The organism is Streptomyces coacervatus, from assembly GCF_029223485.1.
Lineage (GTDB): Bacteria > Actinomycetota > Actinomycetes > Streptomycetales > Streptomycetaceae > Streptomyces > Streptomyces coacervatus.
Genome location: NZ_JARHTP010000012.1, coordinates 36,180 through 60,539, shown reverse-complemented (window position 1 = coordinate 60,539; position 24,360 = coordinate 36,180). Strand labels below are relative to the sequence as shown.

Genomic DNA, 24,360 nt, shown 5'->3' with positions numbered 1-24,360 from the left:
CTCACCGTCACCCCGCTAAGGTCGAAAGACCGCCCCTGACCAGCGGGAATGGTGAAGTCCCACTGGAGCACTAAGAGGCGACTCGGCCCCGGTATGCTCACCCCTGAATTCCGGGCGGCATGCAGTTGCTGGTGTCTAGATTGACAAATCCGCCCCTGCGGCAGCGAAGATCCTGGGGACGGATATTGCGTTCAAGATATTCAACCCGCTCGGCTTGCGTCGCCTCGGCCTTGACCGCCCTGAGAATGACCTGGTCACCGTCCCGATACGCTTGCTGACCGCAGTCGACGTCGAGCCAATTCGACGGCGTCGTGGACAGTTGGCCGCTGATCGTGTCAGTGCCGATGTCGACGCGGGACAGGTCGGTACTCGTAGTTGTGATCGATCCGTTGTCGGATGCGTTACCGGTGACCTTCCCGCCCATCACGGTGCAGCCGCTATCGGCGTCGATGTAATCGAAGTCGATTGTGATGCCCGGCGCCTGTGCGTGCACCGGCGCGGCCAGGCCCAAGATCCCTGACAAGGCTAGTGCAGGTGTTGCGATCAAGGTGACGATACGTCGGTGCACGATTCCTCCGGAGCCTAGGGGGTGCCCTGATCTTCGCGAAACAGTACGACCGCCAGCGCGGTAACGCCTCTGGTACATTCCACATCTGATTTGTGCGCCAACCAGCCCGCAAACCCGTTCTACCGCCCTTGGACTCCGTTGGCTGATGGCGTGCACTCACACGGACACATGCCTGGAGCCTTTTTCAATACCGACGCCGAAGGCAATCTTCCTTGAAGTCTTCAGGGCCGCCGCTCGGGTTACGTAATTTGGCCAGTGCTTCTACGCTTACTCGCCGAAAAGTGCCATCCTCCGGAATGATCTGTACCCCCGGAGAAGGGAAGCTGCCACTATGTCAGCTCCATTAGCGTGGCGACGTTTTCGCGGAGCGTCAACCCATCTCGTGTAACTATCTAGTTACCGCCATCGATGCCGAATCTATTGACATGGTTGTGCGATGCGATGCGCGTTCGAAAAACAATTAATGAATAGAGAGCCTTTTTGGACACTCCCCGTGAGACGTGTCCGGCTGGATGTGGGATGCAGCTCGCGAAACGCTCTGGCGAATTCGATCCCCCAAGAGCTCGTAACACGATCTTGTGGTTTCAGACGCTGCACCGTTGATGCGTGGCCCCCACCTGCCCGCGATACTTGGGCGATGGACAGCTACGAGGGGACCGCGACGCTTGAGTGGTGGGCCAACGGATCGACGTGCTTGAGCAGGGTCGGTGTACGAGTTGCGGTCCTGGTCACCGGCAACGGCTGGACGTGCGAGGCGCTCGTCGAACCTCCCCTGTCTGCGGAGGACCGGGAAAGCTTTGACTTCCTAATGAAGCTCGATCTGCTCTTCACCCTGCGCTTCGACGAGGAGAGCACGCTGCTGGTCAACGTCGCAGCAGCAGACGACGGACGACTCATCCTCACCGCCTATCAGGCAGAGGCGGACTCATCCGGTTCCAGGCAGGTACAGCAGTAACAGATCCGGCCACGGCGAGCGCGTCGATGCGCCTCGGCACCCTGCGAGGTGTGGACATCGTGATCAGCGTGGCCTTCGATGGAGTCGACGCCAGCAGATGAGTCCACAGGCGAGCGAGACGAAGGCGTCGTGCAGGTCCAGGCGTCGTTCCCAGCGGATCGCGAGGCACTTGAACTGGTGCAGCAGGGAGAAGGTCTGCTCGACGACGTAGCGGAGCTTGCCCAGACCCTTGATGTTCGGTCTGCCCTTGCGGGAGATGACCGGCAGGAGCGCAGTTCCCGGCGGTTGGGGTTGCTGTCGTAGCCCTTGTCGCCCAGCAGGGCATCGGGGCGCGTGCGGGGACGCCCTATGCGGCCGGCAACCGGTGGGTGCCGTCGACCAGGGCAAGCGTCTGGGTGACGTCGTTGACGTTGGCCGCGGTGGTGATGACCGTGAACGGGGTGCCATTGCCGTCACAGATCAGGTGGCGTTTGCTGCCGGTCTTGCCCCGGTCGACGGACGATGGGCCGGTCGCTTCGCCCCCTTTTTTTCGCCTTCACGTGGGAGGCGTCCACGCAAGCGCGTGTCCAGTCGATCCGGTCAGTCGCGTTCAATTCGGCCAGCAGTATCCGGTGCAGCTTGCCGAAGACGCCCGCCTCGTGCCGCCGGCCCAGCCGCCGCCAGCAGGTCTGCCCCGAGCCGAAGCCCAGCTCCAAGGGCAGTTGCTGCCAGGTGATCCCGGTGTACAGCACGAACAAGATGCCCTGCAGACACCGACGGTCATCCACCGGACGCGGTCCCGGCGATCGCGGCGGCCACTTCGGAAGCAGTGGCTCGACCACCGCCCACAATGCATCGTCCACGATCCACGGCTTGTTGCTCACACCCTCACGAACAGCCGAATCGTCACGCCGGACACGCCCGCCAGCACCAAACCACAAGATTGTGTTACGAGCTATTAGCCAGTACAACCTGGAAGACGGCGCGGCGTGCACCCGTGACAGGCGACTGGACGACGGGTGAGACACGGATCCGGATTTCTGCGATCGAGGCCAGGGCGTCAGCACGCAGCGGAGACCGCAGACGCACTGGCCACCGCTCACTGCTTCCGCCAGCGGATGACGCTGGAACGCAGGGGGATATCACGGCTGTGATATGCGAGAGTCAAAAAAGCGCGCTAAGGAGTCGCAGCGCGAGCTGTTGCTGAACTCTGCTGCCGCGGCTGCGGTATTTACATGCCATTTCGAGTTCCAACGGATCAGGCCACTGAATCCATATCACTGTGGTGATATCACTCGCGGAATGTTCTCGATCCCCATGGTGCGGAAAGCTACTCGACGCAGAGCCTTGCAGGGCCCTGCACTCAGCAACATCGCTCGTCGACAGAAACAGAGCAATCGAAGGGAGAGAGAGCATGCCGACTCCTCGTCGCGCCAAGAACGATCACCTGCTCTACGCCGACGTCGTGGACTCCAAGCAGAAGGCTGGAGTTTGGATGGGCGAGCGTGACGCCTTCCAGACCAAGCAGGCCGAGATCCTGGAAGCGGTGAAGGACCAGGCGGACTGGGTCCCGGTCGAGAACGCGATCATGGTGGTCAGCACGGAGCCCGCCGGCATCACGTTCATCGCGCCGAACCCGACCCTCCCCGGCGTGATCGTCCTCGCCGACGGAGGCTCACCGGAGGCCTCAGCACAGCTGCAGGCCGCCGGCGAGGAGCTCGTCCGCAAGGTCATGGCCGAGCGCGGCATCGTCGAAGAGGAAGCCGCGTAACACGTGACCTCCTCCCAACTCCTGTGGGGGAAGTACATCCAGTACATCCGGGACGGTGAGGGCGCCCTCCTCGACCCGGTCACGCTGGACAGCGTGTACCTCGACCGCGGGGAGGTCACCGACCTCTCCGCGGTTCCCCCGACCGCGACACACAAAGCTCTCGCCGAGCTCGGCTTCACGCCTGACAGCCCCGACGTCGACCAGCGTGAAGCACTCCGCACCCGACTCCACCAACTCGGCCTGGATCCCGTTCCCGTACGGATCAGCGGCCTGCGCGTCGTCCTCACCGACGCCTGCAACATGAAGTGCAGCTACTGCTTCGTCGAGACCAACACCAGCAAGCCCGACATGACCGAGCAGGAAATCGCCGACGGCCTCACCTACCTCTTCGAGACGAACGCCGGCCGCGACGAGGTAGCCATCCAGTGGTTCGGCGGCGAACCGACAACCCGGTTCGACCTGATGCAGTACGGGGACACCCTCGCGGACTCCCTCGCCGAGCAGTACGACGTCAAACGAGTCCGCCGAACAGTCGTCACCAACGGCGCCCGCATCACCGACGCCATGATCGACCACTTCGCCCGCTACCAGTACGGCGTCGGCATCTCCATCGACGGACCACCCGCCATCAACGCCGAGAACCGCAGGCTCCTGGGCGGGCAACCGGCCGACAACAGGATCCAGCGCAACGTCCGTCGGCTCCTCGATGCAGGCGGCATCCATGTGGGCTGCAACCTCACTCCCACGTCCGCGAACATAGGCCGCCTGGCCGAGACCGTCACTTGGATCATCGACCACCTCGGGCTGAAGTTCATCTACGCCAACACGCCGATACCCACCAGCGGACGATGGACGGTCAGGGGCAGAGAACTGGCTCAGGAGCTGTATCAGGCACGCCTTGTCGCCCTCGGGCGTGGCGGGATGATGTTCTCGGTCCTCGACAGGGCATTCCAGGCCCTCGACCGGCGCCGCCCCATGCTCTTGGATCACATGCAGAGCGACCGGAGTCTGAACGTCGCCCTGCTGCCTGGCAGCCGAGTCAGCCTCTGCGACATCAACTTCACCGCCCCCTCCTTCCTGCACACCCTCGACGAGCTGCGAGCGGACCCGAACCTGCTCGGCGGCATCGCCAAGAACATCGCCCCCATCCCCGAATGCGCCCAGTGCCCCGCCCTTGCGATCTGCGGTGGACCTTCCCGAAATGAACAACTCCTCATCGGCGGAGACCGGCCGGATGCGCAGATGTGCGACTTCTACACCAGGACCGTGGAGATCGCGGTGTGGGACAGCACGGGGGTGCAGTGAACACCATCACCCACCCCGAGAGCCCTCCCGCGTCAGCCCGGCAACGGTTCCGCTCCGCGCTCATCAGTACCGCCGGCCACTGCAAGATCGCCTGCGGATTCTGCTTCCGAGCCGACCGGGCCCACGGCTTCCTCGACATCCCCACCTACACGCGGGCACTGTCCAGGCTGAAGGAGACCGGCGTCGAAGCGATCTGCCTGACCGGCGGCGAACCTGCGCACCACCCCGAACTCCGCCAACTCGTTCGGCTTGCCCATCAGTTCGGGATTCCTGTGTCGGTGGTCACCTCGGCCCGGGCCCCCGAAGACGTCGATCGCCTGGCCGACATTGCGCGCCTGCTGGCGAACGTCACCGTGTCCGCCGACTCAATCGGCGCCATGGAACTCGGGCGCACCACCCGATCCGTGGCGTCGGCGATCGCGACGCTGGAACAGGTCCCCGCGGGAGAGAGAGTTCTCCACGTCACGTATTGGAACCTCACAGCCAGCGAGTGCCAGGACATCTACGAGCAGATCGACAAGTCAGGAATCCAGATCCAGATCAGCCCGGTGGCGCTCGACAGCACGGCTCGACAGCGCGCCGGCTATACCTTCTACGACTACCTTGCCCGGCAGCGGGAGGACGCCGATCTTCTCGGTCGCTTCTTCCAGCTCTCGGAGCGGTTCCAGGAGTACCTCACCGCGCTGCGAGCCATGCAGTTGTACCCCGAGGGGCGGCCCTCCTGTGCATCCGCGGCCCTGTACGTGTCCGCAAGCGGCGAGATACGACGGTGCCCCTACAGCAAATCAGGGGTGAGCGTCCGCGCAGCTCGCGCGGAGATCAGTCGCTTCCTCCACGCTGAATCGGACGACCGGACCACACCCGAGTGCGCGGCCATCTGCCGTGCCGCCGACATCCCGTGAGCGGACGATGACGACCTCAGTCACCACACCAGACGAGTTCATCGAACGGTGGCGAACCCCTCCCAACCTGCGGGTCAGCAACGTCCTCACCGCCACCGGCTTCACCTTTCCGCCTGCCCTCGACGTCCTCGACGCCATCCGGCAAGACGAAGAGGTGCGTTTCACCATCCTCGGAGACGATGACTGGTCCGGGCGCATGGACCGCACGTCGGCCTTCCGCACAGCCCCGATCGAAGAAGTGGCCACCTGGGCCTTCCGCCTCGTCCACTTCAACCTGACCCGCTTCTACGACGGGCTCCTCAGCGGATTTCAGGAGCAGGTCATGATCCCCTGGCGAACACAGTTGTCGAGTTGGGGGTTCACGTGGCAACGGTGCGCGCCGCTGCTGTTCATTTCGACGGGAGGCGCCTCCTCGACGTACCACAATGACAACTCACACGGACTCGTGTGGCAGATCGAGGGGACCAAGACCTTCCACAGCTATAAGGATCCCGACCGACACCTCACGGCCGAGGCCGCGGTCGTGGGCGAGACCACGGCGGAGGAACCGCCCGAACACAACCCGGCCGACCGCCAGTCGGTACGGATGGGGCCGGGCGACCTGCTGTGGAGCCATGCCCTGACCCCGCACTGGGTGACGACCGAGTCCCCGCTCGCAATGAGCGTCACCCTCGCTCACGGCGGCCTGTGCCACCAGGGCCGCTTCGCAGACCGGGAAATGGCACTCCGCGCCTACTGGGACCAGCACCCCGACGAGGCATGGAAGCTCGATCTGCGCAACGTCCGCTACTGACCGAGGCCGGGGCCGCTGCACCCTTCAGGGGAGCAGCGGCCCCGGCGCCTTTTCGCCGTGACTACGGGGTGAGCCGGTTCGGACCACGGAACAAGAACGTGGCCTCCCGGATCGAGTCGAGGCCGAGCATCACCATCAGGACCCGCCCAAGCCCCATACCCAGACCACCGTGCGGCGGGCAACCGTACCGGAAGGCGTTCAGGTAGTCCTGCATCGGCTCGGTGCTCATGCCCTTCTCCGCAGCCTGCTTCAAGAGCACGTCGTACCGGTGCTCGCGCTGCGCACCGGTCGTGACCTCCAACCCCTTCCACAGCAGGTCGAAGCTGAGCGTCACACTCGGGTCGTCCTCCGGACGCATGTGGTAGAAGGGCCGGATGCTCGTCGGATAGTGGGTGACGAACACCCACTCGTGTCCGGTCTGCTCTTTGATGTGCGCTGCGATCCCGCGCTCGCCCTCCGGGTCCAGGTCCTCCTTCACGCCCGCCGGGTCCCAGCCCTTGGCCCGCAGGATCTCCTGCGTCTCGGCCATCGTGATCCGCGGGAACGGCGTCGCCGGCACCGTGACCTCGACACCGAACGTCTCCCGGATCGCCTCGCCGTGTGCGTCGGCGACCTTGGCGATGGCATGCGCGAGCATCTGCTCCTCGAACGCCATCACGTCCTCAACCCCGTCGATCCACGCCAACTCCACGTCCACACCAGTGAATTCAGTGGCGTGCCGCGACGTGAACGATGGCTCAGCGCGGAAGACAGGCCCGATCTCGAAGACCTTGTCAACCCCGGCCGAGATCGCCATCTGCTTGAAGAACTGAGGCGACTGCGCCAGGTAGGCGGAGCGGTCGAAGTAACCGAGCTTGAACACCTCGGCACCGGACTCGGATGCGGTACCCATCAGCTTCGGGGTGTGCATCTCAGTGCAGCCCTGCCGATAGGCGTACTCCCGCATCCCTTGCTCGAACGTGGTCTGCACAGCGAACAGCAGCTGCGCCTGCGGCCGACGCCGCACGTCGAGGAACCGCCAGTCCAGGCGGTGTTCGAGTCCAGTCTGCTCATCGATGGGCAACGGCGTCTCAGCCCGGTTCAGAACCTCGACTGATTCCGGGACGATCTCCAGGCCGCCGAGCTTCACGATCGGGTTGTCGACCACGCGACCGGTGATCCGGACCGCGGACTCCGGTGTGAGCTCTTCCAGCGCAGCTTCGACCTCGTCGCCTTCACCGCCGCGCTTGTGGGTGACCTGCACCATTCCAGTGTGGTCGCGCACGACGGTGAATTGCATCTTGCTCTGCAGGCGGAGCGTGTTCACCCAGCCCGACACAGAAACGGTCTGCCCGACATGTTCTCGCAGGCCAGACACCAGTACACGGCTAGTCGTGTGGATCATCGCAGCCCTCCCAGGGGCGTCGTCATGATCCCTTGGGGGCGCGGACGAGAAGGGTACTCGCGGTGCCACCACGCCTTTACCGCTGCTCGGAGAGCGGCGGCCTCATTCGTGCCCGATGACGGGGGCCAGCCGGCGGGGCATTGGGCCTTCCAAGAGGCCGTTCCTCCCCGCGCTCAGGAGGGTCTTCACCTCGGGGCGTAAGGCCGCCTTCCCAGCTACCGGCGGCTCTCTCTGCTCACGTGATCCCGTGGCTACTCGTCTCCGTCAATGCGTTGCCGTTGAGCATAGCGGGGCAGGCAGGGATACGACAGCAAGATCACGCCAACAGGTCGGCCTGTCGGGTGAACGTACCGTCAGTCCTCCAGGCGGACCGGCATCAGGAGCGAGAAGGTGTCCTCGTCGTCGGGCCGGCGGATCGCGATCGGCGCTGTGGGGGCGCCGAGCTCCAGAATCAGTCGGTCCCGGGCCCCGGCAGCCAGTGCGTCCAGCAGGAACTCACGGTTGACTGCGATGCGGTTCGAGTCTTCGTCACCGTCGGTGCAGAGGGTCACCGTGCCGCCGTCCTCCATCCTGAGCACGCTGAGGTTGTGCGCTCCGGCCTCTCCGGAACGGACAGGACCGGTCTCCAGGGCCTTCCGGAAGGCCGCCACCTCGACGACGGTGCGGCGCCCTGCGGCTTGGGGGAGGAGGCGACGGTAGTCGGGGAAGTCGTGGTCGAGGCACTGACCGGCTGCCTGCCTGTCCCCGGCCTCCAGTGTCACGCGGTCACCGTCGACAGAGAGCCGTACGGGTCCCGCGCTGTTCAGTAGCACCCGCATCGCGTCGGTGAGCGGGGTGGGCACGATGACCTGCACTCGGCTCCCGTCGTGCCCGGCGACAGCGGCCTGTGCGACAGCCATTCGGTACCGGTCGGTGGCCACGACGTGGAGGTTCTCGCCCTCGATGTCGAACAGGACCCCGCCGAGCATCGGCAGTTCCGGGTCGGTGCTCGCCGCGAAACGGACCGTGTCCAGCGCGGCTGCCAGCTCTGGCGCGGCGATGGAGAGCCGGACGGCGGCGATGCGGAGCGAAGTCATGACGTTCTCCCTGTGATCGAGTAGTGCTCGGAGCGCGGAGAACTCGCTGCGGGCATCGGACAGTCCCTGCTCGAGGCGGCGCAGGTGCGCCTTGAGTAGTTTCCGGACCAGATCGGTGTCCGCGCCGGACCAGCTGGCCAGCACGAGCCGGATGTCCGCCAATGGCATTCCGGCCCGGCGCAAGTGGGCCAGCAGCTGGGCCTCTTCGAGCTGCTCGGGTTCGTACCAGCGGTAACCGCTCACTGGATCCACCCAGGCCGGGGCCAGCACACCGGCACGGTCGTAGAACCGCAGGGCGCTCACGCCCAGACCGCTGTCGCGGGCCATCTCACCAATGCTGCGCATGTCGTTCTCCACACCCAGCACTCTGGGCCCTGTACAAAGTCGAGGGTCAACCCGACTCCGGAGCGGATCTGGCGGTAGCTGTTCTCGCCCAATGCTGGTAGATGATCAGCGAAGCCTTCCTCGAGGCCGCTCGAGATCGCCTTGCCCTTGCCCGCAGTGGCACAGGAGGGGTGACCGATCACGCTAGATCCCGTGTAGAAGCCTGTCCCAAGAGTCAGAAGCAAGCATCGAGAGCCGCCATTGTGATCGGTGCTCTCGTAGCCGGGCCGTACCAGCTCCGGGGCGACATCCAGGAGAAGGGAAGTCTCGATCTCCCCGGCGTGCATGTCGCCGTGCCGGTCGGAGACCAGCTCGACGTGCTGCCTCGCTCGTGGATGTAGCCGGACAAAGTGTCTGGCCTGTTCTAGGCCCGAGGGCGGATGTTGACCATGGCATCGCAGCCCGAATCGCTTCCCGATCTCGCGGCTTGCTTGGCCGCTACCGTGAATGACGGACTCGAAGTGGGGGAGGCAGCGCGCATGCGTGGTCTTGGTGATCACCTGACCATCGGAGAGCGGATCGCGTTCTACCGCGAGCGCCGGGGCTACACGCAGCCCGTGCTCGCCGGTCTCGTCGGGCACAGCACCGACTGGCTGTCGAAGATCGAGCGAGGCGTACGGAAGCCGCCCAGGATCGACAAGCTCGCTGAGCTTGCTCATGTGCTGCGGGTCCCACTCGGCGACTTGATGGGACAGGCAGTCCTTCTGGAGGACGGGGAGAGGCACATGGAGGACGTGCCGGCCGTCCGCGATGCGCTGATGAGCCCTCGGCGGCTCTCCAAGCCGCTGTTCGGTCCCACGGCGGAGCGGCAGTTGCCGCGGCCAGAGCAGGCGCAGGTCTTCGTCGAGCGCAGTTGGGGCGACTACCAGGCTGGAGTCCTTGGCAACGTCATCGCCGCCCTGCCCGGCCTGCTGAGAACTGCCCAGGAGCTGGAAGACCTTCCACCTGGCGATCAGCGGAGACGCGGCCTCGCCGTCTCGGCTCGTACGCATCACCTGGCGGCAACCACCCTCGCCAAGATCGGCGAGTCCGACCTGTCGTGGCTCGCGGCAGAGCGCGCTATGCGCGCCGCCGACGAATCCGAGGACCCGCTGTCGCTTGTCTCCGCCGCGCGCTCCGGTACGCACGCACTGCTGGCTAACGGACGCTACGCGGACGCCCTCGAACTCGGAGATACCGCAGCGGCTTGGCTCGCCAGTCAGGTCCACGACGACGATCCAGCCGCCCTGAGCCTGTTGGGAATGATTCATCTGCGAGCCGCTGTGGCCGCCGCACGTCACCAGGATCGCCCAACTGCCAACTCCCTGCTGGAGAAAGCAAATCGGCTTGCCGAACGGCTCGGGTCCGACGAGAACCACTGGCAGACGTGCTTCGGCCCGACGAACGTCGTGCTGCACCGTCTGTCGATCGAGCTTGACCTGGAGAACATCCCGTACGTCGTCGAGCATGGCGGCATCGACGTTTCCCACATGCCGGCGGAACGCGCCGTGTCCCATCGCATCGACTACGCTCGCGCCCTCTGCTTCAGGGGCCGCGTCGACGAGTCCTTCAGCGAGCTGCGGGAGGCCGAACGCACTTCGCCGCAGCTCGTGCGGAACAATCCACGCGTACGCGAGACCCTTCGCGACTTGAGGAAGCAGTCCCCGGTCACGGGCGGCAGCCACTCGTCCGAGCTGCTGGCCATGGCCCAACGATGCAGGGCGGTGCAGTGAGTTCGATGCAGGGCAAGGTGCTGGGCGTCGTCGGATCGAGCGCCGGCGGGATCGAGGAACTGCGTACAGGGCTCGTGGCCCCGGCGCTCGAACGGGGCTGGACGGTCGCGGTCACGCTCACGCCAACCGCAGGGCAGTGGCTCCGCACGAGCGGGGAGACCACACAGCTCGAAAGGCTGACCGGCCTTCCCATACGGTCCGAACCACGCCTGCCGAACGACTCCCGGCCCCATCCGCCAGTGGACTGCTACGTCGTCGCCCCGGCGAGCGCCAACACCGTCGCCAAGCTCGCCCTAGGGATCTCCGACAACCAGGCGTTGACACAGGTCAACGAAGCCATCGGGACACTGAACCTCCCGGTGGTCGTCTGGCCCCGGGTGAACGCCGCGCACGCCCGACACCCCGCCTGGGAGCGACACATCAAAGCCCTTCATGATTCAGGGGTGCGCTTGATCTATGGGACCGAGGTATGGCCACTCGCCGAGCCGCGGGCAGGGATGCCGGGACGCCAGTACCCCTGGGAAGCCGTACTCGATGAGGCAGGCAGGGCACTGTCCTGACTGTCCATCAATAACGCTTATAGCTCAAGGAATAGGACCCAGACAGTCTGTCCGGGTCCTTCGCTTTAACTGACGCCACTCTGAGGCATCGACGCCTAACGGAGGGTACGGATGCCCGATCAGAGGTTGAGCGCAACGCTCCCCGGCCTGAAGCCCAGGGGTGGCACATCCAAGAGCTGCCCGGACGCGCGCACGGACGCGATAGGTGGCAGCGGCCACTCGTCTTGGCGCTCGCCAGATGCCGCCCTAGCACCGTCGAGCACGGAGCACGCCATGAGCGCCGCGAGAAACACCCCCACACAAGCCAGCGGCACCCGGATCTGCAAGCTCTGCCGATGCCGTCTGAGCCGGTACAACAAGGAAGATGTGTGCTCCGGTTGTACCCGTGAGAACCAGCCGACCGCGCGCAGCATCCCCATCGACATCTGGCAGTTACCTGATGTCCGGCAGGCCCTCATCAACCGCGAATTCGGGCACCTGTGCCAGTTGATCAGACAGCATGGCGGGGTCCGGCAGGACGACATAGCCGCACTCACCGACTTGAGCCAGCCCTTCCTGTCGATGCTCGAGTCCGGAGCCCGCAAGCTGACCAACATCGACAAGATCGTTCAGCTGCTGGATGGCCTACAAGCTCCACCAGAACTCACCGGACCGATGTTGCGGCCTAACCTGCACCATCCGCCCGCTGGCTCCACTCCAACGTCCCTTTCGCGATCCTGACCTCGCCGTGATCGTCGCCGCCTTCAGAAACCTGTCGCGCACTGGCGAGCTGCCCCTCACCCTGGCTGCATGCCGAAGATCCTCACTCCGCGGCCTCAGTACAGTGCGACCGCTACTCGCCCTTGCTGGTCCGAGCTTCCTCAGCACGTCCGCGACCGCGTTCAATGCCACCTCGGCGGTCCCGCACGAGCTGAGGAGAGCGCCGGAAGCGGCTTCACCAGCGGATACGCAGCTGTGATCCGAGGCGCCGACGGTTCCCAGTTCATCAAAGCGGTCGATGCCGTGACCAACAGCGCGGTGGCGGACTGCTACCGGCGGGAAGCACTGGTCAACGAGGCTCTCCCGGCGTCCGTTCCGGCCCCCCCCGCATCCGGTGGACGGAAGAGCACGACGGATGGCTCGTGCTCGGCTTCGACGTGGTCGAGGGCGGCCGCATGCCTTCCGCGCCCTGGAAGACCGACGACCTCAACGTCACCCTTGCCGCGTACGCCGTCACCGCCGAGGCTCTCGCAGTACCGTCTGTGGAACTCCAGCAGGTTGGCCTGAAGCCGGTCGGTGACGGCGGTGACTTCGACGACTGGCGCACCCTGGCCGCCGGTACCCTCGACCCGACACTCTCCGTTCCAGGCTGGATGCCGTTCGACAAGCTGGGTGCGCTAGCCGAGCTGGAATCGGTATTGGGGTCGGCGGTAGCCGGGACGGCTGTCCTGCACCACGACCTGCGCCAGGACAACGTCCTCATCGACACCAGCAACGGCGCGTGTTCTGCGACTGGAACTGGCCGTGCCTCGGAGCCAGTTGGTTCGACCTCGTCCTCCTCTTGGCCACCGCATTCGCTGACGGCCACGACGCCACGACCCTGTTCGCGGCACATCCCACCGCCCTCGGGGTCGCCGACGAGCAACTCGACGCCGCCCTCGCCGCGCTTTCTGGCTTCTTCTTGGCCTCCGGTGCACAGTCCCCGGCGGACAGGTCACCGCACCTTCGCCAGCATCAGACATGGTGCGGCGAAGTCACTCTGCGATGGCTGGCCGACCGGCGCAGCTGGACGTTCTGACAGCAAGCTGCCGAACATCCGCACGGCCCGCAACACCACGTGCTCGTGAACCCGTTATCGCCGGGGCATGCTGCTGCTGAGCCCCAGTGATGCGCGACGGCAGCCCTGGGAAGCAGCGCAAGCACGAGCTAGTGCGGCATGTCGCGCGCGTCGGCATGGATGTTGAGGGCGGCGACGCGTCCGGTTACGTCCGTGTCCGCTACCTCTGGCGAGGACGCCGATCAGTTCCGGCGTTTTCCCAACAATGCAGAGAGCGCCGCGGAGGCCGACCGCGCAGCAAGCGGTCGGCCCCCGGGAGCTCCCCTGAACGTGCCTCAGCCGATGGCTATGCGGTTCTTCCAGTAGCTCGCCGTCCCGATGATCTCCGTACCCGAGCCGGACAGGGCCGTGCGGCTGCCGGAGTAGAACCGCACGGTGCCGTTGGTGTGGACTGTCCAAATGTCGGGGATGGAGTCGCCATTGGCGTCCGGCGTGCCGATGAGCAGGTAGATGTTGCCGCTACCCCAGCCTGAGGCGCCGTAAACGCTGTCCTCTCCGTCGGCGGAATTGCTGGCGGCGGCCAGGGAGTTCAGGTCAGTGCCGCCGCCGTTTGCCTTGATGCCCTTGCGGAGGAGAAGCCGCCCGGATGCATCGCTCCGGTACACCATGTCCGCTACACCGTCGCCGCTTACGTCGGCCACAGTAACGATGTCTCGGTCGGTCCAGGATGAGGAGGACAGCCGGATGGCCTGGTCGATGCTGGCGCCGTGGTATCCCGTGAAGGCCCACAGTTCGTCGCCCATGGTGGCGAAGAAGTCCGTGCGGCCGTCGCCGGTGACGTCGCCTGCGGAGACGAACTGGGTGAGGGACGCGGGGTTCGGTGCACCTGCCGGGAGGAGGATCTCCACCCGGCGGTCGATGTTGACCGCGCCGTACCCGTCGCCGGGGTACACCCACAGCTTGTCGCCGAGGCGGACGACCAGGTCTTGGAGGCCGTCACCGCCGTAGACGTCACCGTTGTGGGTGATCAGGGCACCCTTGAAGTGCCCCGAGGGCGCGGAGACGAACGGTGGCAGGTCGTCGCCGTTGGGGTCCTTGTCGGGGTTGGCCCGGTAGCCACCCGGCATCGAGTAGTCCAGGTCGCCTGTGCCCTTGGCCAGGTCGGTGGTGGCCTGGGAGGGGTACATGGCCAGGTTGCCGGCGTCGGTGACGACCATCAGGTCGGGCAGCTTGTCGCCGGTGACGTCGCCTGGGGAGTCGGCCTGGTCTCGCGGGGTGACGTAGAAAAAGTACTTGGTCGGCTGCGAGGTGTTGCCCGCGCTGTCAACGGCCCGCACATACAGCACGTTGGGTCCGGCCGTCGGCGGCTTCGCGTTCGCGAGCGTCGCGCTGACGCTCGTGGCCGTACCGGAGGTGCGGCTGAGGGAGAAGGGGTAGTTCGCCGAGTTGAAGCCGTACTCGTAGCGAACGACGTCCGTGTTGAGCGCGCGTACGGTGAACGAACCAGCCGTACCGAACTTCTTCGTGGACCAGTTTGCGTCCTCGGCGTCGTTACCGAAGCCGTTCTCGGCGCCGTCGGCGTTCAGGAAGTCGGTGGAGCTGACCTTCGGCGGCCTGGGCGCGGTGGTGTCGAGGACAAAGCGGCACGGCGTCTTGGCCGGCGTGTACGCGGAGCTGGCGTTCGCGTCGTCCACGGCCCGCACCCGCCACGAGTAGAGGGTGCCGTTGGTGAGCTTGCTCGTGGGGAAGCCGCTGGTGGTGCGCAGCGCCGTGTCCTTGTCGCCGCCCACCGAGACCGTACCCGTGGAGCCGAGCAGGTCACCGGTGGTCTGCCACTTGCCCTGCGGCCATAGGTCGAAATCCAGGTGGTCGAGGTTCTTGTCCTTGTCCGAACCACGGGCGGTGAACGTCAGGTTTCCCGCGCCGACGCGGACGTACGGCTCAGTGGTGGTGCACTTGGCATCGGGGCCGAGGTCGAGCGACCTGGAGTCGATGGCAGGCTTGCGGTTGTAGGTCAGTTCCAGGACCGGGGCGCTGTCGCCGTTCGCCTGGAACTTCTTCCACGCGTACTGCGAGTGCTCGTCCGTGGCCCGCAGACCGAACGTGATCGAGTCCTTGCCCTCGTCGGCCCGCTTCTGCGCGGCCTTGCGCACATCGAAGGTCTCGTACGCGTCCCTGCATCCGGACTTGTAGCCGTGCGCGAAGCTCTTAGACGCGAACTTATTGCCGTCGTACAGCCTGGGCGCGTTCTTCCAGTTGGTGTGACTGTTGACTGCGCCCGTGAGGTGCACACTCATCGAACGGGCGCTGCACGACCAGGAGTAGGTCTCCAGCATTCGCAGCTTCGCGCTGGTGATCTTCGTGCCCTTGAGGTCCTTGTCGAAGGCGATGTTGAAATACGAGCGCGACGTGCCCCAGGTATCCGACTCGAAGCCGACCCGGGCCTCGTGGCTACCGCCCTTGTTGAAACCCTTGCCGTTGTAGAACGTGGCGTTGGGGTGGCGGCTGTAGGCCGTCGTCCAGTTCTGTGTGTGCTTCTTCACCGACGGGTCGATGAAGACGGGGTACTTGGTCGCCGGGTCGGCCAGGAAGTCCGCATTCGGGGTGATCAACCAGTTCGCACCGGACAGATCGCTCTCGACCAGTTCGCCGCGCGAGTCCGGCGAAGGTCCGTCGAGTGCGGACAGGCTAAGCGTGGCCGAGGAACCGGTCTGCGAGGGCGCGGGAGTCGGCTCGGGCGGGACGGACGGCAGAGGTGACTCCGGCACCGTGGGCTCGGGGCCGTCAGTAGCCGGTGGGAGGGTCTCTGGGGTGGTGTCGCCCTGCTCGTCGGTCTCGATCGACTGCTCGGTCGGGTTCGTGCTGTCGCTCGGATCGTCGGAGGCCGGCGAGCTGGGCTGCGGGCTCTCCTCGGCAGTCGGCTGTGCGGTGGCTCCGACATCGCCGTCGGTGACCGCAGGGGAACCGGAGCTGTCCCACATCAGCGGGGTCGGCGAGACCGCGATCTCGTCGCCGGAGGCGTTTTCAGCCGTCAGCACGCTGCTGACCGGGTCGAGCCGGAAGGTCAGATCGGCGGAGGTGATGCCATACGACAGCTCTTTGGCCCGGGCATCCGCCGCGGCCGCGCGGTTCTTGAGCACGAGCAGCTGGGCGAAGCCCTCGTCGTCGGCGGTCAGGACGAGGTCGGCTCCCGGGAAGATCTCCGGGTACAGCGCGCGCGAGCCGTCGATGACGGGAGTGGGGATCGTGCCCGGCCAGGTCAGCTGGATGGTGTGACCGTCCACGATGAGGGAGACCAGAGGGCTCGCGGTGTCGGCCGCGGTGGCGGTGCGGAGGCCCTTGACCAGGGAGATACGGCGGATGCCGGAGCGCGAGGCGCGGTCGCTGCCGCTGTGTGCCGTCTTGGAGTCACCGGCCTCGGAGGCGGTCCGGGAGTCTGTGCCGTTCGTCTTCGATCCCGCCGAGAACACCATCCGGGAGTTCGTCGCCTTCGGCTCCCAGCCCGCCTTCGTGCGTCGGAGGTTGTAGTCGATGGGCTTCCACTCACCTCCCACGTTGGCCCGGATCGGGGTGGAGTACAGCTTCTTCGCTAGGAAGCCGTCGGGCCGTGCCCAGGTAGTCGACCGCGCGGTACGCAAGGCTGTGACCTCGATGGCCCTCCCGGTCTTCGCCGCTTTCGTCAGTGCGGCGGCTTCGGTGACCGGCCTGGTCCTCCGGCTGTCTTTCGACTCGCCCCCGGCTCCGGAGTGGTCCAGGCCGAGGCCGATGAAGGTGATGCCGGTTGCGGCGAGAGCCGCGGTCAGTACGGTGGCCGTGGTCCGTCTTGCGGGCACACCACGTCGGCGCTCCTTGCGCGTCATCGGGCGAGTTCCCCTTCCCCCCTTGGAACCGGCGCGGGACATTGCTCGGCCGGGCGAGCCGATGATGACCCATGAGCGGGCCGCCGTCACGCTTCGCAGCCGGGGCCGGGGATGAGGGGATCGAGCGGGCCGGCCGCAGGGGGGACGTGGGTGAGCAGCCGACAACTTCCTTGTCGATCACCTGCCCTGAGAGGAAAAAGACGCAAATCGGGCTCAATGGGATGAATTCAAAGAGTATTTGCAATGAAATCTGCGAATTGCCCAGTTGGCTGCAATGGGGAAGTGATTGCCAATACTTAACGGATTCCCGATATGATATTTACTTACGCTTGACCCTGTTACGCACCGTGGTGATCATCACACCCGCGCGGATCGCCTAGCGGAACTTCACATACGCACCACAGAATCCCGGTATCTGATAAGCCATCACGCGTGGTCCGTTCCTGGTCCCGCCTCGAATGGTCCGGGGGGACCTCGCCGTGTTCGGTCGCTTTTCGCATGTCCGCCGTCGCTATGTGCGCCGTCTGCGCACAGTCGTCGTATCGACGATCGGCGCGGCCCTGCTCGTCACCCTGCTCCCGACCCAGTCACTGGCCCTGCCCCCCGATCCGTCGGTCGCCGAGAAGGGCCGTGCGACTCTCGACCTGGAGGCACTGGAGCAGGAGGAGACCATTACAGGCGAGACCTTCGAGCGAGACCTGGAGTCCCTGAAGGTCGAGGTTCCCGAGGACCTGGAACAAGCCCCGGCCGGCACAGCCACGGCTCCCGCACCAGACGCCGGCACGGTGAGCTTCGGTTCGACGGCGACCACGAGCCAGGCCAGTACATCGGCTCGGCAAGTCGGCCTCACCCCTGTCGGGGATCTCCCCGTCAGCCTCGGCCAGGCCCCGGACCAGGCTGCGCCGACCGGCACATGGAGCGTCCAGGTCTACGACCGCGCCGCCCCAGTGTCCCAGGGCGTCGACGGTGCCGTCGTCAAGGTACAGGCCCCTGCGACCGGCTCCGTTCCGATCTCCGTCAAACTCGACTACGCGAGGTTCAAGAACCTCTACGGCGCCGACTGGGCCTCCCGGCTGCGCTTCGTGCAGTTCCCCGAGTGCTACCTGACCACGCCGGACGTCGAGGAGTGCCAGGAGTACGAGGAACTGGAGACCACTAACGACACCAAGTCGCAGTCGATCACGGCGACGGTGGACACGGCGGCGGACGGGACGGTCTCCCAGGCCTCGGCCGCCGGGGCGGCGCTCTCAGGCGGTCCGTCGGCAGTCCAAGCCGCCTACCGCACGTCGAAGACCGCCTCGGGCACGCCGACCGCGGCGACCGGCGACTCCGCCGTGATCGGTGCGGTCGACTCCGGCGGCGGCGCGGGCGGCACCTTCAAGGCCACGCCCCTGGCCTCCAACGGCAAGTGGGCGGCGGGCGGTTCCTCGGGCGCGTTCATGTGGTCGTACCCGCTGGCGATTCCGGCGGCGCCAGCGGGTCCGGTCCCCGGCATCTCCTTCACCTACAACTCCCAGTCCGTGGACGGCCGTACCGCGATCGCCTCGCCCCAGTCCTCCTGGATCGGTGAGGGCTGGGAGTACGACCCAGGCCACATCGAGCGCCGCTACCGGACTTGCAAGGACGACCGCAAAACGCTGAACTCGGGCACCCCCAACAACACCGCAAAGAAGGACAAGACGTCCGATCTGTGCTGGGCGTCGTACAACGCGGTGATGTCCCTCGCGGGCAAGACCACGGAACTGGTCCGGGACGCGGCGGCTGGCAGCAACCCCGAGACCGACACCGAGGTCTACCGGCCCCAGCAGGACGACGGCACCCGCGTCGAGCACAAGACCGGTGGCAGCAACGGCGACAACAACGGTGAGTACTGGGTCGTCACCACCGTGGACGGCACCAAGTACTACTACGGCCTCAACCAGGTCGGCGGCGGTCACGCCGACACCGACTCGGTCTCCACCGTCCCCGTCTTCGGCAACCACCCGGGCGAGCCCTGCCACGCCACGGCCTTCGCCGACTCCCGTTGCGGCGCGGGCAAGCAGCAGGCCTGGCGCTGGGGTCTGGACAAGGTCGTCGACGTGCACGGCAACACGATGGTCGTCTCCTGGAGGCAGGAGACGAACTACTACGCGGTCAAGAAGAAGTTCAAATCGCCCGAGCAGTACGACCGTTTCGCCTACCCGACGGTCATCGAGTACGGCATGCGCTCGGACCTGACCAAGCCGTCGGCGATGGTCGAGTTCGGTGTGGAGGAGCGTTGCCTGAAGTCGGAGGCGGCCTGCGCCGCGGCCAACTTCGATAGGACCGACGACCCCGGCGCGTACCGTCCGTGGTGGGACACCCCCGGCAACCTCAACTGCAAGTCGTCGTCGAAGCTCTGCCCGCCCTTCCCGTCCTTCTGGACTCAGAAGCGACTGGGCACGGTCACGACGAAGGGCGCCCGCGCTGGCCAGACCGGTCTCGGCAAGGTGGACACCTACGAGCTCCACCAGTCCTTTCCCGAGGACTGGTACGACAGTTCCCCGGGTCTCTGGCTGAACTCGATCACCCGCCGTGGCTTCGCTCCCGGCGACACCACCGGCACCCTCCAGCACAAGGACGGCGTCAGCTTCGCCGAGTACTCGGTGGGCCCCAGGTCGCCGCTGCGCACCCGCCTGCTGGACCGTCAGCTTCCGAACCTGGTGCCGAGCGGCTCGAACGATCAGCGCCCGGGGTTCACCCGGCCCCGCATCGGCACCGTCTCCACGGAGTACGGCGGCGACATCGAGGTCGAGTACAAGGGCGGCTGCACGAGCGAACCGGCCGAGGACAAGGGCAGGAACAACGGCACGTGCTTCCCGGTGCGCTGGTCGCCCGACGACGACGAGAGAACGCCTGCGAAAGCCTGGTTCAACAAGTACGTGGTCCACTCCGTGACCGAGACCGACAAGGTCACCTCGCACGGCAAGCCGATCCACACGACGTACACGTACAGCAGCCCCGCCTGGGCCAAGAGCGTCGACGAGTTCACCCGGCCTGCGCTGCAGACCTACAGCGACTGGCGCGGCTACCGCGAGGTGGCCGTCACCAAGGGCAGCAAGTCCACCTCCCAGCAGGGCGACCCGCAGTCCCAGTCGTACTCCATGACCCGCTACTTCCAGGGTGTCGGCGGCGTGGTCAAGGACTCCACGGGCACGTACACGCTGGTGGAGGACGACGCGCCGCAGTACGCGGGCCTGGCGGCGGAGACCATCGCCTATCTGAACTCGGACAAGCGAGTCCAGAACCGCACCCTGAACTACCCCTGGTCGAAGCAGACCGCGTCCCGTGCCCGCGAGGCCGAGACCGGCACGGATCTCGAACCGCTCCTCGCCCACCGCGCCGGCATCAAGCGCATGGAGGAGATCCAGACGGTCGACACGAGCTGGCGGTCCGTGCGCACGCTCACGTCGTTCGAGGACACCTACGGCCTGCCCTACCAGGTCGAGACGGCCGTGGTGAAGCCCAACGGATCCGGCGGAGAGACCCTCTCCGACCAGACCTGCACCAGGACGTCGTACGTCCACAACACCTCGGTGTGGCTGATCGGTCTGACCAAGGAGAAGCGCACCACAGGCACCTCCTGCGCGGGCTACGACACGGCGGACCCTGCCAAGCAGCTCAAGTCCGCGGTCCGCTACAGCTACGACAAGCAGGCCTACGGTACGGACCCGACGCACGGCGACGTCACCTCCGAAGCCGAGATCGACGGCGCCGGCACTTCGTACTCGAAGGTCACCGCGACGACCTATGACGCGCTGGGCCGCAAGCGCACCGTGACCCGGCCTGGTGAGGGGACGAGCGAGACCCAGTACACGCCGGAGGACGGCGGTCCGGTCACCCAGATCAAGGCGATCAACGCCTTGGGCCACGCCACCGTCACTACCTTCGACCCGGGCCGCAGCCTGGCGCTCACGGTCACTGACCCCAACGGGCGGGTGACGCGGACCGAGTACGACGCCCTTGGGCGCTCGGTGAAGGGCTGGTCGGCATCCCGGTCGTCCGGCGGAAAGTCCCCGGACGTCCTCATCGACTACCAGAGCGCCGTCGCCACCTCCGACACGACGCGCCCGGCGGCGGCCACCGTCAGAACACTCAAGGACGACGGAACCTACAGCAAGCAGGTCACGATCTACGACGGCCTGATGCGCAAGGTCCAGACCCAGGAGGAGGCCCACGGCCCGGGCAGGATCGTCACGGACATTTCGTACGACGACCACGGCCTCGTCGACGAGCAGACCGCCGGCTACCTGGCCAAGGGCGAACCCGCGGCCGAACTGTTCACTCCGAAGTCCACCAGCTCGATTCCAAGCTGGACCAAGACCCGATACGACGGCATGGAACGGCCGGTCCGCCAGTCGACCTACTTCGACGGCGACTACCGGTACGCGACGTACACGTCCTACAGCGACACCAGCACGTATGTGGATCCGGCAGGCGGAACCGCCGCGCGCACCCGGACCTACACCGACGCCCTCGGCCGGGTCACCTCGGTGAAGCACTACAGCGGTTCCGGCTCCTCCGACACAGGGCGCTCGACCGCCTACGAGTACGACGCCCGCGGCAACCGTACGAAGGTCACCGATCCGGCGGGCAACATCTGGTCGTACGTCTATGACGCGCGTGGCCGCGTGACCTCCGCCACCGATCCGGACGCCGGCAAGACGGACACCTGGTATGACGCCGCCGACCGGCCCAACAAGGTGACCAACTCGCGGGGGAAGTCGACCTACACCGAGTACGACGACCTGGGCCGGACCACCAAGGTCCGCGAGGGATCCGAGACCGCCACGCCGGTCAAGGAGTTCACCTACGACACCCTGCCCGGCGGGCTCGGCAGGCCGGTGGCCTCCACCAGGCACACTGCGAACGGTGACTACATCAACCGGGTCACGGGCTACGACGCCGAGTACCGGCCCACGGGCCGTGAGACGGTCATCCCGTCCAACACCATGACCGCGGGCTTCTCCGGCACCTACACCTACGCGTTCACCTACACACCGGTCAGCGGAAAGCCCCAGTCGGTCACGCTGCCCGCCGTGGGCGGCCTTGCCGCCGAGAAGGTCATCACGCGGTACAACAGCGACGGCCTGGCCGAGTCCACTTCCGGACGCGCCTGGTACACCTCGGACGTCACCTACTCGCCGTTCGGCGAGCCCCTGCGCACGGTCTCCGGCTCCCAGCCGGCCCGCGTGTGGACGACCAACTTCATCGACCCGCACACCGGCCGCCTCCAACGCACGGTCGCCGACCGTGAGACCGCGGACCCGCACCGCATCGCCGACAGCTACTACTCGTACGACGCCTCCGGCACCATCACGTCCAACGCCCGCAGCCTGACCGAGGTCTCGGGAACCACCTGGGACACCCAGTGCTTCACCTACGACGTCATGGGCGAGATGGTGAATGCCTGGACGTCGACCGTCACCCCGGACGGCAAGGCCACCGGCTGCAAGGCATCGAACGGTACGACCTGGGGCCCCCGGACCGACTACGAGGCTTCCACCGGTCCAGTGGCCGACGCACCCGACGCGGCGACCGACACCTCAAGCCCCGACGCCTCACTGACCTCGACCCTGGCTGCCGCGGCTCCCGACGCCGCGACCGTCGCCACGGGAGCCACCGCCTACCGCCAGTCCTTCACCTTCGACTGGCTCGGCAACCGCGCCTCTCTGACGGAGCACGATCCCGCAGACGCGACGAAGAACATCTCCTACAGCTACAACTACGACAGCAAGCAGCCCCACACCGTGGACAGGATCGATTCCAGCCCGTCCGGCAAGGGCAGCTCCTACACCTACGACGCGGCCGGCAACACCGAGATCCGCGATCTTGCCACCACCACGCAGAACCTGACCTGGACGCAGGAGAACCGCCTCGACACCATCACGGACGACGGCAACAAGACGACGTACGTCTACGACGCCGAAGGCAACCGCCTCCTGGAGAACTCGGCGACGGGCTCGACCCTGTACCTAGGCGAGACTGAGGTGACGACGAACGCGAGCGGGACAATCACCAAGGCCGCCCGGGCCTATGCCCAGGAGGGCGCTCCGACCGTCGTCCGGAGCACGGTCAACGGTGGGACCACCGGTCACAAGATCAACGTGCTGCTCGCCGACCACCTCGGCACGGCCACCACCATGGTCGAACTGTCCGGCACCCAGCCGGTGGCCCGCCGCGCCTACAAGCCGTACGGTGAGATCCGTGGCACCAAGCCGTCGAGCTGGCCCAACAGGCGCGGCTATCTCGGTGTCGGTATCGACGACGCGGCAACCGGCCTGACCCACATCGGGGCACGTGAATACGACCAGGCTTCGGGCCGTTTCCTTTCGACTGACCCGCTCATCGACATCACCGACCCACTCCAGATGAACGGCTACTCGTACAGCAACAACAGCCCGATCAGCAAGAGCGACCCGACCGGGCTGAGCCCCATCCTCATCCCCGGCGCCGGCATGGGCGGCGGGCCGGGCAACAACGGCAAGCCCACACCCAGGTTGACGCAGACGACGCTGCCGGACGGCCGCAAGGCGATCTATGACGAGTACGGCATCGGACACGTCATCGGCACGAAGCCTGACAACGAAGCCGCGAGACGCGCTCTGCAGTACCTCAACGACGACCTCAAGGCGGCCGGGCTCTACACCGACGGTGCCAACAAGGGAACCGGCGAGATCTACCTCATGCAAGATGACACCAACCCGATCGTGGGCAAGGGCAAGTTCACGGACAAGAACGGAGAGACCAGGCTCAACGGAACCACGTCCGATTTCATCCGGGTCACCTACAAGGACGGAAGGATGGTCGACGTGATCGACTTCGACGCGACGAGTTCCAAGGACGGAAAGGAACTCCACTACATCCAGGGCGACATCAACGGAAAAATGAACCCCAACGGCAAGGGGCAGGCGAACAATGTAGTGTACGTGGCCCAAAGCGCCACCCAGGCCAACGACGTCTCCAACAGCTATGCCAACGACTCCCGCGTCCGGGTGATTCACCCCGACACCGGATTCGACAATGGCAGGGTCTTCAACGCGGTGACCGGAAAGGCGAATTCCGCCCGGGTCAGCCCGAGGATTCGCGGCCGTGTGCTGGGGATAGCGGGCTCGCTGATGCCATTCGCCCAGGCCAACAGCTACGTGCGGAGCTACGGACTCTGGGGTGGCCTCTGGGAGATGGGCAAGGACTTCTTCGACCCGTTCGGATTCCACGAGGCCGTGGAAACCCCGACCTACAACGGCGCCTGCGATCCGAGAAACTGCGCCTGAGTCCTTCCCGATCCGATCGCTGCGCCCCCGCCGGAACTGTCCGGCGGGGGCGCAGCGCCGTTT

The 24,360-nt window shown here is 66.0% G+C and carries 15 protein-coding genes and 1 pseudogene; 10 read left to right on the top strand and 6 right to left on the bottom strand.

Annotated features, from left to right (window positions below; translation table 11 throughout):
• Positions 1 to 97: 97 nt before the first annotated feature.
• A complete protein-coding gene (locus P2Q00_RS28245) occupies positions 98 to 568 on the bottom strand; it encodes a hypothetical protein (RefSeq protein ID WP_275775746.1) in 471 nt (156 codons plus the stop codon).
• A 637-nt stretch (positions 569 to 1,205) separates the two neighbouring features.
• On the opposite strand from P2Q00_RS28245, the gene P2Q00_RS28240 reads away from it, so the two are divergent.
• Positions 1,206 to 1,523, top strand: a complete 318-nt coding sequence (locus tag P2Q00_RS28240) for a hypothetical protein (protein ID WP_275775745.1) — start codon at positions 1,206 to 1,208, stop codon at positions 1,521 to 1,523.
• A 63-nt stretch (positions 1,524 to 1,586) separates the two neighbouring features.
• On the opposite strand, the pseudogene P2Q00_RS28235 reads toward P2Q00_RS28240, so the two are convergent.
• Positions 1,587 to 2,368: pseudogene (locus P2Q00_RS28235) on the bottom strand (IS5 family transposase).
• 548 nt (positions 2,369 to 2,916) lie between these two features.
• On the opposite strand from P2Q00_RS28235, the gene P2Q00_RS28230 reads away from it, so the two are divergent.
• Genes P2Q00_RS28230 through P2Q00_RS28215 form a run of 4 tightly spaced genes read left to right on the top strand, consistent with a single transcriptional unit; the run spans position 2,917 to position 6,273 of the window.
• Positions 2,917 to 3,273, top strand: a complete 357-nt coding sequence (locus P2Q00_RS28230; RefSeq protein WP_275775743.1) for a hypothetical protein — start codon at positions 2,917 to 2,919, stop codon at positions 3,271 to 3,273.
• Between the two features lie 3 nt (positions 3,274 to 3,276).
• Complete coding sequence (locus P2Q00_RS28225) at positions 3,277 to 4,578, top strand: radical SAM protein (protein ID WP_275775741.1); 1,302 nt, start codon at positions 3,277 to 3,279, stop codon at positions 4,576 to 4,578.
• A complete protein-coding gene (locus tag P2Q00_RS28220) occupies positions 4,575 to 5,480 on the top strand; it encodes a radical SAM protein (protein ID WP_275775739.1) in 906 nt (301 codons plus the stop codon). The genes P2Q00_RS28225 and P2Q00_RS28220 overlap by 4 nt, the downstream gene beginning before the upstream one ends.
• A gap of 7 nt (positions 5,481 to 5,487) precedes the next feature.
• Positions 5,488 to 6,273 carry a cupin domain-containing protein gene (locus P2Q00_RS28215; protein WP_275775737.1) on the top strand — a complete coding sequence of 262 codons (786 nt, stop codon included), beginning with the start codon at positions 5,488 to 5,490 and terminating at the stop codon, positions 6,271 to 6,273.
• A 61-nt stretch (positions 6,274 to 6,334) separates the two neighbouring features.
• On the opposite strand, the gene aspS is transcribed toward P2Q00_RS28215, so the two are convergent.
• The 3 genes from aspS to P2Q00_RS28200 all read right to left on the bottom strand — a co-directional run bounded on the left by aspS (position 6,335) and on the right by P2Q00_RS28200 (position 9,617).
• Positions 6,335 to 7,657 carry an aspartate--tRNA(Asn) ligase gene (aspS, locus tag P2Q00_RS28210; RefSeq protein ID WP_275775736.1) on the bottom strand — a complete coding sequence of 441 codons (1,323 nt, stop codon included), beginning with the start codon at positions 7,655 to 7,657 and terminating at the stop codon, positions 6,335 to 6,337.
• Positions 7,658 to 8,010: 353 nt separating this feature from the next.
• Positions 8,011 to 9,078 (bottom strand): DNA polymerase III subunit beta family protein, encoded by a 1,068-nt coding sequence (locus P2Q00_RS28205; RefSeq protein WP_275775734.1) that lies wholly within the window; start codon positions 9,076 to 9,078, stop codon positions 8,011 to 8,013.
• Positions 9,033 to 9,617: a creatininase family protein gene (locus P2Q00_RS28200; protein WP_275775733.1), complete on the bottom strand. Its 585-nt coding sequence runs from the start codon at positions 9,615 to 9,617 to the stop codon at positions 9,033 to 9,035. Before P2Q00_RS28200 ends, P2Q00_RS28205 begins: the two co-directional genes overlap by 46 nt.
• Here P2Q00_RS28200 and P2Q00_RS28195 point away from each other — a divergent pair.
• The 4 genes from P2Q00_RS28195 (at position 9,507) to P2Q00_RS28180 (ending at position 13,215) form a co-directional block, all read left to right on the top strand.
• Positions 9,507 to 10,829, top strand: coding sequence for a helix-turn-helix domain-containing protein (locus tag P2Q00_RS28195; protein WP_275775731.1), 1,323 nt, complete (start codon positions 9,507 to 9,509; stop codon positions 10,827 to 10,829). The genes P2Q00_RS28200 and P2Q00_RS28195 overlap by 111 nt on opposite strands.
• A 5-nt stretch (positions 10,830 to 10,834) precedes the next feature.
• Complete coding sequence (locus P2Q00_RS28190) at positions 10,835 to 11,389, top strand: flavoprotein (RefSeq protein WP_275776019.1); 555 nt, start codon at positions 10,835 to 10,837, stop codon at positions 11,387 to 11,389.
• A 273-nt stretch (positions 11,390 to 11,662) separates the two neighbouring features.
• The gene (locus P2Q00_RS28185; RefSeq protein ID WP_275775730.1) at positions 11,663 to 12,109 is read left to right on the top strand and encodes a helix-turn-helix domain-containing protein; all 447 of its coding nucleotides are present in this window, start codon (positions 11,663 to 11,665) and stop codon (positions 12,107 to 12,109) included.
• Positions 12,110 to 12,510: 401 nt separating this feature from the next.
• Positions 12,511 to 13,215 carry a hypothetical protein gene (locus P2Q00_RS28180; RefSeq protein ID WP_275775728.1) on the top strand — a complete coding sequence of 235 codons (705 nt, stop codon included), beginning with the start codon at positions 12,511 to 12,513 and terminating at the stop codon, positions 13,213 to 13,215.
• A gap of 265 nt (positions 13,216 to 13,480) precedes the next feature.
• Here P2Q00_RS28180 and P2Q00_RS28175 read toward each other — a convergent pair whose 3' ends face one another.
• The gene (locus tag P2Q00_RS28175) at positions 13,481 to 17,005 is read right to left on the bottom strand and encodes a DNRLRE domain-containing protein (RefSeq protein ID WP_275775726.1); all 3,525 of its coding nucleotides are present in this window, start codon (positions 17,003 to 17,005) and stop codon (positions 13,481 to 13,483) included.
• Between the two features lie 479 nt (positions 17,006 to 17,484).
• Between P2Q00_RS28175 and P2Q00_RS28170 the strand changes: the two genes are divergently transcribed.
• Entirely contained in the window at positions 17,485 to 24,297 is a 6,813-nt protein-coding gene (locus P2Q00_RS28170) for an RHS repeat domain-containing protein (protein ID WP_275775724.1), read from the top strand.
• Positions 24,298 to 24,360: the final 63 nt, after the last annotated feature.